Genomic DNA, 13,029 nt, shown 5'->3' on the forward strand with positions numbered 1-13,029 from the left:
TCCCGCACCAGTGCGTCGAGTTGGTCGTGCTCCCCCTCGGCCACCTCGAACAGAAGCTCGTCGTGTACCTGCAGGAGCATCCGGGACGTCAGGCCTGCCTCGCGGATGGCGTTGTCGGTGTTGATCATCGCGACCTTGATGATGTCGGCGGCACTGCCCTGGATCGGTGCGTTCAGAGCGGCCCGCTCGGCGGCCTCCCTGACGTTGCGGTTGCTGCTGTCCAACTCCGGCAGGTACCGCCGACGCCCGAACACCGTCGAGGTGTAGCCGTCCTTGCGAGCCTGGTCGACCACGTCGCGTAGATAGTCGCGGATGCCGCCGAAACGCGAGAAGTAAGCGTCCATCTGCACCTTGGCTTCCTCGGTCGAGATCTTCAGCTGGGCGGCCAGCCCGTAGGCGCTCAAGCCGTAGGCCAACCCGTAGGACATGGCCTTCACGCGGCGCCGCAGTTCCGCGGTCACCTCGTCGATGGGCACGTCGAATGCGCGGGACGCCACGAACGAATGCAGGTCCTCGCCGGTGTTGAACGCCTCGATGAGCGCCTCGTCGCGCGACAGATGAGCCATGATCCGCATCTCGATCTGGCTGTAGTCCGCGGTCATGAGCTCGGCATAGCCATCGCCGACGATGAAGCCGTCGCGGATCTGCCTGCCGGCCTCGGTGCGAATCGGGATGTTCTGCAGGTTCGGCTCGGTCGACGACAGCCGTCCGGTCGCGGCGATGGTCTGGTTGAACGTGGTGTGGATGCGCCCATCGGAGCCCACCGCGTTCAGCAGTCCGTCGACGGTGACCTTGAGCCTGGTGGCGTCGCGATGCGCGAGCAGATGCTGCAGGAAGGGGTGTCCCGTCTTGTCGAACAGGCCCTGCAGCGCGTCGGCATCGGTGGTGTAACCGGTCTTGGTGCGCTTGGTCTTCGGCATCTCCAGTTCGTCGAACAGCACGACCTGCAGCTGTTTCGGCGAGCCGAGGTTGATCTGCTTGCCGATCACCGCATAGGCGGCCTCGGCGGCGTCGCGGATCAGGTTGGCGAACTGGCTCTGCAGCTGGCCAAGGAGGTCGAGGTCGACGGCGATCCCCGTCGCCTCCAGCTGGGCGAGCACCCGTTGCACCGGAAGCTCCATCTGGCCAAGCAGGGCCGACGAGTCGATCCGCGCCAGCTCCTCGTCGAGGGCGTTGGCGAGATCGGCCACCGCGGACGCCCGCAACAGCAGTGTCTGGACCGCCTGATCGTCGACGCCGTCCTCATCGTCGAGAAGTGAGAGTTGTTGCTGTTCCGGGTTTTCCGCTCGCAGCTCGCGCTTGAGGTACCGCACGGCGAGGTCGTCGAGTGCGAAGCTGCGCTGACCTGGTCGCACCAGATACGCGGCCAATGCGGTGTCGGAGCTGACGCCCTTGAGGTCCCAGCCGCGACCCGCGAGATCGTGCATCGCGAGTTTGGCCTCGTGCAGCGACTTGGCCGGTCCGGGGTCGGCGAGCCAGGCTGCCAGCGCCGCCTCGTCCTCGGGCTCCATGGCGGAGGTGTCGAGGTAGCAGCCCTCACCGTCGGCTGAGACGATGGCCAGCGCCGTCGCATCGGAGTCGAAGGCCAGGTGATTGCCCACTACGGCGAGACCGAATCGCTGGCCGCTGCTGTGCTCGGCGAGCCAGGCCGCCAGTTGGCCACGCTCCAACACCCCGCCGCGCACGTCGAAGCCCTGTTCCACCTCGGGGTCGGCGGACGAGAGGGTCTCGAACAGCCGGTCACGGAGGACACGGAACTCGAGGTCGTCGAACAGTCGGTGGATCTGGTCGCGGTCCCACGGCATCATCCGCAGCGTGTCCGGCGTCTGAGGCAGCGGTACGTCCTTGACCAGTTCGGTCAGGTCGCGATTGAGGATGACGTGAGAAAGGTTGGCGCGCAACGACTCTCCGACCTTGCCCTTGACGGTGTCAACCTGGTCGACGAGCGCCTGCAGCGATCCGTACTCGACGATCCACTTGGATGCCGTCTTCTCCCCCACACCAGGGATGCCGGGCAGGTTGTCGCTCGGGTCGCCGCGCAGCGCCGCGAAGTCCGGGTACTGAGTGGGAGTCAGGCCGTACTTCTCGACGACGGCGTCCGGGGTGAACCGGGTCAGCTCGGACACGCCCTTACGCGGGTAGAGCACCGTCACGTCGTCGCTGACGAGCTGTAGCGCATCGCGGTCACCGGTGACGATCAGAACGCGATAGCCCTCGGACTCGGCCTGGGTGGCCAACGTCGCGATGATGTCGTCGGCCTCGAATCCGGCCTCGGCCAACGCGGTGATGCCCAGTGCGACAAGGACTTCCTTGGTGATGTCGATCTGGCCGCGGAACTCGTCGGGAGTCGCCGACCGGCCCGCCTTGTACTCCGGGTACTTCTCGGATCGGAACGTTTGACGGGACACGTCGAAGGCCGCTGCGATGTGTGTGGGCTGCTCGTCGCGAAGCAGGTTGATCAACATCGCCGTGAAGCCGTACACCGCGTTGGTGGTCAACCCGCCCTGCGTCTTGAAGTTCTCGGCAGGCAACGCGTAGAAGGCGCGGAACGCCAGCGAATTGCCGTCCAGAAGCATCAATGTGGGCTTGGTGTCGGTCTTGGCAGGGCTCACGCCCTCACTCTATTCACCCCCACCGACGCGGATGAGACGCCGTGCCATCTGCACCAGGACCGCGGCGGCGGGATTCGTCGGGCCGGTCGACCGCCAGGCCAGCACCAGACGCCCGCGCATCTCCGGGGTGATCGCCAGCGCGTGAAGTCCCGGTCTGGACCGCGCCACGGAACTCGGGACGATGGCGACGCCGAGACCCCGCTCGGCCAATTCGGCAAGGGCCATCGGCGATGACGCCTCGAAGGCGATCCTCGCCGACACCCCCGCCGCTGCGCACGCCTGGTCGAGCCGGGCTCGCACGCCGGTGCCGACCGGAAGGGCGATGAGGGATCGCTCGGCGAGCGCGGCCAGACCGATGGTCGACTCCCCCGCCAACTCGTCGTCGTGACACACCGCCGCCTCGATCGCCTCATCGGTGACGACTTCGACGTCGAGACCTTCGGAAAGGCTCTCGGATCCGACGGACACGATCGCCACGTCGAGCACACCGGTGCCCAACCGATCGATCAGGACGTCCGAGTTGTCGGTGCTCAACGTGATCTCGACGCCGGGGTGCGCGGCGTGGAAGTCCGCGAGCAAGCCGGGAATGTCGACGTCGTGAGCGGTCACCGTGCCGATGGCAACGGTCCCGCTGGCGAGTTCGGTGAGCTCGTCGACAGCCCGTCTCACGTCGGCGACGGCTGTCAGCGCGGCCTTCGCATACGGCAGCGCCGCCGCACCGGCGCCCGTCAAGCGAACGGTCCGCTTCGAGCGGTCCAGCAAGGGCTGACCGAGTTCGCGCTCGAGTTTCTGGATCTGTGCGCTGACCGCTGGCTGCGCGACATGGAGTTGCTCGGCGGCCCTGGTGAAGTTCGCCCGTTCCGCGACGGTGACGAAGTATTCGAGCTGGCGCAACTCCATAAGCAAGGACAATACTTTGTCTCGTAATCATGTATTGGACGTATGAAACTGCTGCGCCGACGCTAGAAGGCATGACTGATACCCAAATTCTCGTCGCAGGAGCAGGAATCGGTGGGTTGACCACGGCACTGGCCCTGCACGAACGAGGCATCGCGGCGATCGTCGTCGACAGCGCGACCGATCTGAAGCCCCTCGGGGTCGGGATCAACCTGTTGCCTCGAGCGGTGGCCGAGCTGGACCGTCTCGGCATGGCCGACGAGGTGGCGCGCCATGCCGCGGCTCCCAAGGCGATCGAGTTTCACGATTCGCGCGGTCGGCTCCTCTTTCGCGAGCCGCGCGGCATCGACGGCGGATATCGCGGGCCACAGCTCTCGGTGCATCGGGGCCGGCTGCAGGCGCTGCTGCTGGCCGCCGTGCGGGACCGACTCGGGCCCGACGCGGTGCGCACCGGTCACCGGTTGACCGGATTCGACGAGTCGGCGGACGAAGTGCTCGTCCACACGACCGCCGGACCTCTCTCGGCCGACGTGTTGATCGGCGCGGACGGCATTCACTCTGCGGTCCGAGCCCAGTTGCATCCCGTCGGCGATCCCCTGCTGTGGTCGGGGATGCGGATGTTCCGTGGTGCGACGAAGGCCGCGGCCTTCCTCGACGGCGAGACGATGGCCATCATCAAGGGCGACGGCGTCGACGTCATCACCTATCCCATCGGGGACGGGCTGATCAACTGGGTGGTCCAGGTCGACGAAGCCGCGCCGGGCGCGCTGCCGGGCGATGCGAATTGGAATGCGCCAGCCGCAGCGGACGTCGTCGTCGGACACCTCGGCGACTTTCGGGTGGACTGGCTCGACGCGGCGGGCCTGGTCCGCGCTGCCGACGTCGTGCTCGAGTACCCGATGGTCGACCGCGACCCGTTGCCGTGGTGGTCGGATCCCGATGGCGACGGCCGGGTCACCCTGCTAGGTGATGCCGCCCACCCGATGTACCCGGTGGGCGCGAACGGCGGCTCACAGTCGATCATCGATGCCTTGACGCTGGCCGATGAACTAGCTCGCGATGCACGGAACGGCCTGCGCGAGTACGAGACTCGACGCCTAGTCGAAACTGCCGACGTGGTCGCGGCGAACCGCGAGATGCTCAGGGGCGGCGCCAAACCCGACGAACTCGCCGACGTCACCGCCAAGTACCGCCGCGACACCCGTGCCGATGGGAGCTAGACCGTGACGACCTATGTTCTGATCCCCGGCGCGTGTCACGGCGCCTGGTGTTTCGACGATCTCGCGACCTCGCTGCGGTCACACGGTCACCGGGTACTCGCCTACACGCTGACTGGCGTCGCCGAACGTGCACATCTGGCGGCTGCCGGGGTGAACTTGGCGACTCACGTCGCCGACGTCCTTTCCGCTCTCGCAGTGGAGCCCGACGCCACCGAACTGGTGCTCGTCGGGCACAGCTACGGCGGCATGGTGATCACCGCCGTCGCGGATCGCATCCCGGCACAGGTAGATTCGCTGGTGTACTTCGACGCATTCGTCCCAGAGGATGGCGACTCCTGCTGGACGTTGAACACCACCGAACAGCGGGACTGGTACACCGACGTCGACGACACCGGCTACGGAGTTCGGCCTCTGCCCTTCTTCGACGACCGTGCCACCGCCCATCCCCTCGCATCCCTCATGCAGCGGATCCGGCTTACTGCCGACCTGAGCCGATTCCGTCGACGCGTCTTCGTCTACGCACAGAAGTGGCCGAACGAATCACCTTTCGCCGCAACGTATGCCAAGGTGCGCAGCGACCCGGCGTGGACGACCCACTCACTGGACGGCGCCCACAAACAGATGCGGGACAACCCCGAGGACCTGGTCCGAATCCTGCTCAACGTCGGTCACTGAGCCTGACCCGTACGGATCCAGTCGATGGTCATGTCCACCGGGTTCTGCGGGTCGACGAACACGGCGAGGGTGGCGCCGGGCTGTATCCGTCCGGCGTGCATCTGCGCGACCACCTCGTCGAACACCGCACCGTAGGCCGGCGTGCCGTCCTCGCGTGCGACCCTGCCCTGCACCCGCAGCACCGGCGACATGCCGAGGTAGGAGCCAACGGTCCAGATGCCTTCGACGGTCACGCTGGCGCGCAGGCCGGCACCGTTCGATAGCTGCGCGTGCCGCAGCATCTTCATGCCGAGCTCAGTTGCGTCAGCAGCCTCGTGGATCCGATTGGGGATGTCGCCCAGCTGGCCCAGGTACGACGACGGACGGCCCTGCGACTCCAAGTACTGCTTGTTGGCGTCGTACATCCGGGCCCAGTCCTTGAAGGGGTTGGGCATCGTGATCAGTCCCGGTCAGTAGCCGAGGAACTTGCGGAACTGCTGGCCGACGGCCATCGACTGGCCCATCCGCTGAACCCAGCCGTCGAGCGCGGCCTTGGTATCCGCAGGATCCCAGCCCCGCTCCTGGGCCAGGGTGATCATTCCGGCTTCGTCGTTGATCCCGCGGGCCTGAGCCTCGCGCGCGAGCTCGCCGTAGTCCTGCAGCGAGATGCCGTTGATGGGCTGCCAGATCGGATCGTCCGCGGCCACCGAGCGGGTCGATGGCCCGCCCAAGATGGCCGGGTCGATCGGACCGGCGCCCTGAACGTGCACGGCGCCCGGACCTTGCTGGGCGAACGCCTGCTGCGCCTGCTGAGCGGCTTCCTTCGCCTTGTTGAAGAATCCCATCGCTGTCTCCGATCTCCGGGTCTCGGACTGAGATGTCCGGGACGCTACTCCGCCGCTAGTGCACAGGGGTCTGATCGCTACCGATCCCAACTTCACGAACCCCACGACAACTGGAACACGTTTCAGTTTCCGGGCGTCGATCGATTACGCTTGCCGCGTGCCAGGATCTACGGACGCCCAAGCGCAACTACCGGCCATCGACGGGTGGTTCGCCACCGACGACACCGGGGTTGCCCACCTCATCGCAGGCAAGTGCACACAGTGCGCGACGTTCGTGTTCCCACCGCGCGAGAACAACTGCCCCAACCCGGCATGTGACGGCGACCAGCTCGACCAGGTGCCGATGTCGCGGCGGGGCACGCTGTGGAGCTATACCGAAAACCAGTACGCCCCACCCCCGCCGTATCCGTCGCCGGATCCGTTCGAGCCGTTCGCCGTTGCCGCGGTGGAACTGGCCGAAGAGGGAATCATCGTGCTTGGCAAGGTCGTCGAGGGCACCCTGGCCGCCGACCTGAAGGTCGGCATGGAGATGGAGCTGACGACCATGCCGCTCTATACCGACGAGGATGGCTTCGTGCGGACCGTCTACGCCTGGAGGATCGCCTCGTGAGCACCCCGGACCCGTCGCTTCGCTCCGGCCCGCCGTACACATCCCCCGAGTCGCTTCGCTCCGGCCCGCCGGAACCGCTCTACATCCTCGGCGCCGGCATGCACCCGTGGGGCAAGTGGGGCCGCGACTTCACCGAGTACGGCGTCGTCGCCGCCCGCGCCGCACTCGCCGAGGCCGGCCTGGACTGGCGCCAGATCCAACTCGTCGCCGGTGCCGACACCATCCGCAACGGCTACCCCGGCTTCGTCGCCGGCGGCACGTTCGCCCAGAAGCTGGGCTGGAACGGCGTCCCCGTCAGCTCGAGCTACGCCGCCTGCGCATCGGGCTCCCAAGCTTTGCAGTCCGCGCGCGCCCACATCCTCGCCGGATTCTGCGACGTGGCCCTGGTCATCGGCGCCGACACCACCCCCAAGGGTTTCTTCGCCCCGGTCGGCGGCGAACGGCGCAATGATCCCGACTGGCAGCGCTTCCACCTGATCGGTGCCACCAACCCGGTGTACTTCGCCCTGCTCGCGCGCCGCCGGATGGACCTCTACGGCGCCACCCTTGAGGACTTCGCCCAGGTCAAGGTGAAGAACGCCCGCCACGGCCTACAGAATCCGAACGCCCGCTTCCGTAAGGACGTCACCACCGCCGACGTGCTGGCCTCCCCCGTCGTCTCCGATCCCCTGCGCCTGCTCGACATCTGCGCCACCTCCGACGGAGCCGCCGCACTGATCGTGGCGTCGAAGTCGTTCGCCGAGAAGCACCTCGGCTCCCTCGAGGGCGTGCCGTCGGTGCGGGCGGTGTCGACGGTGACCCCGCGCTACCCGCAGCACCTGCCCGAACTACCCGACATCGCCACCGATTCCACCGCCGTCGTGCCCGCACCCAATCGCGTCTTCAAGGACCAGATCCTCGACGCCGCCTACGCCGAAGCGGGCATCGGGCCAGAAGACCTCAGCCTGGCCGAGGTGTACGACCTGTCCACCGCACTGGAGCTGGACTGGTACGAGCATCTCGGGTTGTGCGCCAAGGGCGAAGCCGAAGAACTCCTGCGCAGCGGCGCCACCACCCTCGGTGGCCGCATCCCCGTCAACCCGTCCGGCGGCCTGGCGTGCTTCGGTGAGGCCATCCCCGCCCAGGCCATCGCCCAGGTCTGTGAACTCACCTGGCAGCTCAAGGGTCAGGCGACCGGCCGGCAAGTCGACGGCGCCACCGTCGGCATCACCGCCAACCAGGGCCTCTTCGGCCACGGCTCCTCAGTCATCGTCGCCCGCTAGCGCGCAGCTGAAACTCAGGCCACGCCGAGGTAGGCCGCGCGAATGCTGTCGTCGGCCAACAGGTCTCGGGCATTGCCCGACTTGGTGACCGACCCCGTCTCCAAGATGTAGGCGCGGTCGGACCGGCTCAGCGCCTGCTGGGCGTTCTGCTCGACCAACAGCACCGTGGTGCCCTGCTTGTTGATCTCGGAGATGATCCTGAAGATCTGCGAGATGACCATCGGCGCCAGGCCCATCGACGGTTCGTCGAGTAGCAGCACCTTGGGCCGTGCCATCAGCGCGCGGCCGATGGCGAGCATCTGTTGCTCCCCACCCGACAGCGTGCCGCCGACCTGACTGCGCCGTTCGGCGAGGCGCGGAAACGTCTCCAGCACCCAGTCGAAGCGCTCACGGTGCTCGGCTTTGGTCGGGAACTTGCGTCCGTAACAACCCATTTCGAGGTTCTCGACCACGGTCATCCCTGGAAAGACCCCGCGTCCCTCTGGTGCCTGGATCAGCCCGTCGGTGACCCTGCGGTGGGCCTTGACCTTCGAGACGTCCTGGCCGTCGAACCACACCGAACCCGACGTGAGCGGCCGCAAGCCGGAGATCGCCCGCATCATCGTGGTCTTGCCAGCACCATTGGATCCCAGCAGGGTGACCAGTTCACCTTCGTGCACTTTCAGCGAAACCCCGTGCAGCGCTTGGATTCTGCCGTAGTGCACCACGACGTCACGGACCTCGAGCAGCACCGGACGCCCCTCGGCGTCGCTGTTGTCGGTTACCTCAGTCGAGCTCGTCATCGGGCACCCCCAGGTATGCGGCGACGACCTTCGGGTCCTCGCGGATCTCGGCAGGCAGACCGTCGGCGATCTTGCGCCCGAACTCCAGCACCACGATCCGGTCGGTGACACCCATGACCAATCGCATGTCGTGTTCGATGAGCAATACGGTGTACCCGTCGTCCCGGATCGCCTGGATCAGTTCGATGAGTGCCGACTTCTCGCTCGGGTTGAAGCCGGCGGCAGGCTCGTCGAGACACAGAAGCTTGGGCTCGGTCGCCAAGGCCCTGGCGATCTCGAGCCGGCGTTGATCGCCGTACGGCAGGTTCTTGGCCTTCTCGTCGGAGCGTTGGGAAATGCCAACGAACTGAAGCAGCGCAGCGGCCTTCTCGATTGCCGACTTCTCCTCGCGCCGGTGGCGGGGCGTCCGGACCAGGGCGCCGGGGACTGACGTCTTGTGCCTGGCATCCGTGCCGACGACGACGTTCTCCAGCGCCGTCATCTCGCCCCATAGCCGAATGTTCTGGAACGTTCTGGCGATGCCGCGCCGGGTGATCTGATGCCGCTTGATCTTTCCCAGCGGAGCGCCGTCGAAGGTCACCGTGCCCGAGGTGGGTCGGTACACCCCGGTGATCGCGTTGAAGCACGTCGTCTTGCCAGCGCCGTTGGGGCCGATCAACCCGAGGATCTCGCCACGCTTGATGTCGAACGTCACCGCATCGAGTGCCGTCAGACCGCCGAACTTCACGGTCAGATCCGTGGTCTGCAGCAGTGTCTCGCCCTCGGCCGCCTTCACCTCGCGGTGCAGCGCCGCCATCTCCTCGTCGATCACGGGTTCTTCACTCATCATGCGGCCGCCTTCGAATCGTCGGCCTTGCTCAACAGCTTGCGCGCCGACGTGGCGTACGCGAGCAACTGCTGTCGCACGGGGAACAGGCCCTGCGGACGGAAGATCATCAGCACCACCAGAGCGAGCCCGAAGAACAGGTACTTGAGGTCGCCGAGGTTGACGCCGAGCAGTTCCACTCCGAGGAGTCGGTTGGGTAGGTAGACGATGATGAAGGCACCGAAGATCACTCCGAGCTTGTTTCCCTGACCACCGAGCACCACGGCGACCAGGAAGAGCATCGAGTTGATGATGTTGAAGTTCGTCGGCGCGACGTATTGCACCTGACCGGCGTACAGCGCTCCGGAGAGCCCGCCGATGCCCGCACCGATCACGAACGCCCACAACTTGAAGCGGAAGGTGTTGACGCCCATCACCTCTGCGGCGTCCTCGTCCTCCCTGATGGCCACCCAGGCGCGACCGACCCGACTGCGCTCCAGATTGCCGACCAGCAGCAGGATGCCGATCATCAGGGCCAGCCCGAGCCAGAACCACCAGGTGCCGTAATTGGCGTGACCCGTCGAGTTGCCGCTGGAGAACACACCGTTCGGCAACCGTTCGCTCTCCCCCACCCGCGGGTAGGCGATCTGGTTGAGGCCGCGCGACCCGTTGGTGATGTCGTTGAGGTTGTCGGCGAGCAGCCGGATGATCTCGCCGAAGCCCAGTGTCACGATCGCCAGGTAGTCACCGCGCAGTCGCAGCGTGGGAATGCCGAGAATCAAGCCCGCCATCGCCGTCACCGCCATGGCGATGGGCACGCACGACAGCCATGCCCAGTCCTTGCTGAAGAACCCGGTGGCGCTGATCTGGTTCCAGGGGCTGTCGGGGCTGGTGAGCAACGCGACGGTGTACGCACCGACGGCGTAGAAGCCGACGTATCCCAGGTCGAGCAGGCCCGCCTGGCCGACGACGACGTTGAGGCCGATCGCAATGATCGCCACCATTGCGAACGCCGCCATGGTGCCGCCGAAACTGATGCCCGGCGTGTCGACGAATCCCGGTGTGTACAACGGCAACAACGCCAACAGCCCAAAGCCGACGACACCGAAGATCCACTTCGCCGGTCTGCTCAGGTCCGACCACCACTGCCGTAGGCCGTCGCCGGGTGCCAGCAGTCGCTGCGCCGTCGTCATGCGTTGACCGCCCTGGGGTCCCGCCTGGTGACTCATGCTCGCGCCTTCCCGAGGCTCTCACCGAGGATGCCGGTCGGTCGGATCAATAGGACGAGAACCAGCAGCACGAATGCCACGACGTCACGCCACTGCGTACCGAACAAGGCCTGGCCGTAGTTCTCCATGATGCCGAGGATCAGGCCACCCAACAACGCACCGCGCAGGTTGCCGATGCCACCGAGGACCGCGGCCGAGAAGGCCTTGATGCCGAGCAAGAAACCGCCGGAGTAGATGATGCCCTGCGGCACCTTGAGCGTGTACAGCAGCGCCGCGGCGCCAGCAAGCAGACCACCGATCAGGAACGTGCTCATGATGATCCGCTCGCGGGAGACCCCCATCAGGGTCGCGGTCGTCGAGTCCTGCGCCACCGCGCGAATACCGCGGCCGAACTTGGTGCGGTTGATCGCGATGTCGGTCAACACCGCGAGCACCAACGCGGAGACGACGATCACCAGCGTGACGTTGGAGACGGTGGCGCCGAATACGGTGAACTGAGTCTTGGGCTGCACCAGAATGATCGGTTGCTGGGCGTTGGACCCGCCGTAGCCCTTGATGATGTGCGGAAGGATGAAGTGCACGAACTCCTGAAGCACGAACGACATGCCGATCGCAGTGATCAGGAACGTCAGGGGCCTGGCGTTTCGACGCCGGAGCGGCCGGTAGGCGATGAACTCCAAACCGACTGCGGCCGAACCTGATACCAGCATCGCGAAGATCATCGCGATCGCGAGATAGGCGACTGTCAGCAGGACGCCCTTGTTGTAGGCGTTGCCGCTCGGCGTGAACCCGAGGATGAGGTCGAGGCAGAAGTAGGTGCCGAACATGCCGAGCATGAAGATCTCGGAGTGGGCGAAGTTGATCAGCCGCAGCACGCCGAAGACCAACGTGTAGCCGACGGCAACCAGCGCGTAGATGGCGCCCCACGACAGACCGTCGATCGTCAACTGCCAGAAGCCGTTCAGCAGACCGTCGACGTTGAAGTTGATGTTGGCGGCCAATAACACCGGCGGCGGCTCCTTGCAGGTAAATGGATACGAGGCGCGCCCGAGCCGTGCGGCTTCGGACGCGCCTCGTGTCAGCGACTACTGAACCTTGAAGATCCAGATCAGGTTGGTGGTGAGCTCACCAGTGGGCGCCCACTGGTAATTACGCGCCACGCCCTGACCGTTGTAGTTCTTCACGTAATCCAACAGCGCCGGGCGGGTGATGGCGCCCGAATCGATGCCCTTGAGCATGATGGTCCCGAGGTCATAGCCCTCAGTGCTGTAGGTGCCCGGCTCCTGGCCGAACTTCTTGGTGTACTCCTCGGCGAACGTACCCGTGGCCGGGCCGCACGGGCAGGACAGAATCGAGCCCTTGGACGACTCGCCCGCCTGCTTGACGAACTCCGGGTCCTTGGTGCCGTCGGCGCTGACGAACGTCGCCGTGACCCCGCCATCCTTCAACTGCGAGACGAACGGCGCAGCCTCGGAGTAGTAACCGCTGTAGAAGACGGCGTCGGGGCTGACTCCCTTGATCTGCGTGACGGCAGCGGAGAAGTCCTTGTCACCCTTCTTCACCTGGATGTTGCAGGCCGAATCAGCCACCGGCCCGAGGGTCTCTCGGATCGGCGTCGCCAAGCCGAGGCCGTAGTCGGTGCTGTCGTCGACGACGCAGACCTTCTTGTAGCCCAGCGTGTTCTTCAGGTAGTTGGCCACTGAGGGGCCCTGCACCCCGTCGTTGGCCAGCCCGCGGAAGAAGGTCTTCCAGCCGTTCTCGCTCAGCGTCGGGTTGGTGGCCGAGGCAGTGGCGGCGACGAGGCCGGCCTGATCGAACACCGTGCCGGTCGCCTTGGTCTCGCCGGAGAAGGCGGGACCAACCAACCCAATCGTGTACTGGTCGTCGACGATCTGCGGGGCGACGCCGGTGGCCTTCTGCGGATCACCCTCGGTGTCGAACGGCTTCAACTGCACCTGGCAGCCGGGATTGGCGGCGTTGTGCTTGTCGATGGCGAGCTGCACGCCGTTCTTGATGTTGATGCCAAGCGCGGCGTCGGGGCCGTTGAGCGCACCCGCCATGGCGATCGACACCGGCGGGCACGTGGCCTTGCCATCCCCGGCGGGATCGGCAG

At 66.1% G+C, this 13,029-nt stretch carries 13 protein-coding genes; 4 read left to right on the plus strand and 9 right to left on the minus strand.

Annotated elements, in window-relative coordinates; translation table 11 throughout:
* Together polA and QOD90_RS17195 are read right to left on the minus strand one after the other, a co-directional pair.
* On the minus strand, nucleotides 1-2,576 hold a 2,576-nt coding region (gene polA / locus QOD90_RS17190), incomplete at its 3' end, for a DNA polymerase I (protein ID WP_526351840.1).
* 45 nt (nucleotides 2,577-2,621) lie between these two features.
* Nucleotides 2,622-3,512, minus strand: a complete 891-nt coding sequence (locus tag QOD90_RS17195) for a LysR substrate-binding domain-containing protein (RefSeq protein WP_526351818.1) — start codon at nucleotides 3,510-3,512, stop codon at nucleotides 2,622-2,624.
* 71 nt (nucleotides 3,513-3,583) lie between these two features.
* On the opposite strand from QOD90_RS17195, the gene QOD90_RS17200 reads away from it, so the two are divergent.
* Both QOD90_RS17200 and QOD90_RS17205 read left to right on the plus strand, forming a co-directional pair.
* A complete protein-coding gene (locus QOD90_RS17200) occupies nucleotides 3,584-4,729 on the plus strand; it encodes an FAD-dependent oxidoreductase (protein ID WP_526351820.1) in 1,146 nt (381 codons plus the stop codon).
* A 3-nt stretch (nucleotides 4,730-4,732) separates the two neighbouring features.
* A complete protein-coding gene (locus tag QOD90_RS17205) occupies nucleotides 4,733-5,404 on the plus strand; it encodes an alpha/beta fold hydrolase (protein ID WP_526351822.1) in 672 nt (223 codons plus the stop codon).
* Here QOD90_RS17205 and QOD90_RS17210 read toward each other — a convergent pair.
* On the minus strand, nucleotides 5,398-5,838 hold the full coding sequence (locus tag QOD90_RS17210) for a hypothetical protein (protein WP_526351824.1): 441 nt from the start codon (nucleotides 5,836-5,838) through the stop codon (nucleotides 5,398-5,400). The two genes, QOD90_RS17205 and QOD90_RS17210, sit on opposite strands and share 7 nt — an antisense overlap.
* A 15-nt stretch (nucleotides 5,839-5,853) precedes the next feature.
* Nucleotides 5,854-6,228, minus strand: a complete 375-nt coding sequence (locus QOD90_RS17215; RefSeq protein WP_526351826.1) for a hypothetical protein — start codon at nucleotides 6,226-6,228, stop codon at nucleotides 5,854-5,856.
* A gap of 157 nt (nucleotides 6,229-6,385) precedes the next feature.
* On the opposite strand from QOD90_RS17215, the gene QOD90_RS17220 reads away from it, so the two are divergent.
* Both QOD90_RS17220 and QOD90_RS17225 read left to right on the plus strand, forming a co-directional pair.
* Entirely contained in the window at nucleotides 6,386-6,838 is a 453-nt protein-coding gene (locus tag QOD90_RS17220; RefSeq protein ID WP_526351828.1) for a Zn-ribbon domain-containing OB-fold protein, read from the plus strand.
* Nucleotides 6,835-8,100: a lipid-transfer protein gene (locus QOD90_RS17225; protein ID WP_526351830.1), complete on the plus strand. Its 1,266-nt coding sequence runs from the start codon at nucleotides 6,835-6,837 to the stop codon at nucleotides 8,098-8,100. The genes QOD90_RS17220 and QOD90_RS17225 overlap by 4 nt, the downstream gene beginning before the upstream one ends.
* A gap of 14 nt (nucleotides 8,101-8,114) precedes the next feature.
* On the opposite strand, the gene QOD90_RS17230 is transcribed toward QOD90_RS17225, so the two are convergent.
* The 5 genes from QOD90_RS17230 to QOD90_RS17250 all read right to left on the minus strand — a co-directional run.
* A complete protein-coding gene (locus tag QOD90_RS17230; RefSeq protein WP_526351832.1) occupies nucleotides 8,115-8,882 on the minus strand; it encodes an ABC transporter ATP-binding protein in 768 nt (255 codons plus the stop codon).
* Nucleotides 8,866-9,708: an ABC transporter ATP-binding protein gene (locus QOD90_RS17235; protein ID WP_526351834.1), complete on the minus strand. Its 843-nt coding sequence runs from the start codon at nucleotides 9,706-9,708 to the stop codon at nucleotides 8,866-8,868. Before QOD90_RS17235 ends, QOD90_RS17230 begins: the two co-directional genes overlap by 17 nt.
* Nucleotides 9,708-10,880 (minus strand): branched-chain amino acid ABC transporter permease, encoded by a 1,173-nt coding sequence (locus tag QOD90_RS17240; RefSeq protein ID WP_526351842.1) that lies wholly within the window; start codon nucleotides 10,878-10,880, stop codon nucleotides 9,708-9,710. The genes QOD90_RS17235 and QOD90_RS17240 overlap by 1 nt, the downstream gene beginning before the upstream one ends.
* Nucleotides 10,881-10,912: 32 nt before the next feature.
* Entirely contained in the window at nucleotides 10,913-11,923 is a 1,011-nt protein-coding gene (locus QOD90_RS17245) for a branched-chain amino acid ABC transporter permease (RefSeq protein ID WP_526351836.1), read from the minus strand.
* A gap of 78 nt (nucleotides 11,924-12,001) precedes the next feature.
* Nucleotides 12,002-13,029, minus strand: a 1,028-nt coding sequence (locus QOD90_RS17250; RefSeq protein ID WP_526351838.1) for a branched-chain amino acid ABC transporter substrate-binding protein, incomplete at its 5' end; no start/stop codon positions are given.

The organism is Mycobacterium sp. (assembly GCF_032161845.1).
In the GTDB taxonomy this organism is placed as follows: Bacteria; Actinomycetota; Actinomycetes; order Mycobacteriales; family Mycobacteriaceae; genus Mycobacterium.

What these genes read in the sequence shown, in the direction of transcription:
- QOD90_RS17195 (WP_526351818.1), bottom strand. Translation starts at nt 3,512, where the DNA reads ATGGAGTTGCGCCAGCTCGAATACTTCGTCACCGTCGCGGAACGGGCG.
- QOD90_RS17200 (WP_526351820.1), top strand. Translation starts at nt 3,584, where the DNA reads ATGACTGATACCCAAATTCTCGTCGCAGGAGCAGGAATCGGTGGGTTG.
- QOD90_RS17210 (WP_526351824.1), bottom strand. Translation starts at nt 5,838, where the DNA reads ATGCCCAACCCCTTCAAGGACTGGGCCCGGATGTACGACGCCAACAAG.
- QOD90_RS17215 (WP_526351826.1), bottom strand. Translation starts at nt 6,228, where the DNA reads ATGGGATTCTTCAACAAGGCGAAGGAAGCCGCTCAGCAGGCGCAGCAG.
- QOD90_RS17230 (WP_526351832.1), bottom strand. Translation starts at nt 8,882, where the DNA reads ATGACGAGCTCGACTGAGGTAACCGACAACAGCGACGCCGAGGGGCGT.
- QOD90_RS17235 (WP_526351834.1), bottom strand. Translation starts at nt 9,708, where the DNA reads ATGAGTGAAGAACCCGTGATCGACGAGGAGATGGCGGCGCTGCACCGC.
- QOD90_RS17240 (WP_526351842.1), bottom strand. Translation starts at nt 10,880, where the DNA reads ATGACGACGGCGCAGCGACTGCTGGCACCCGGCGACGGCCTACGGCAG.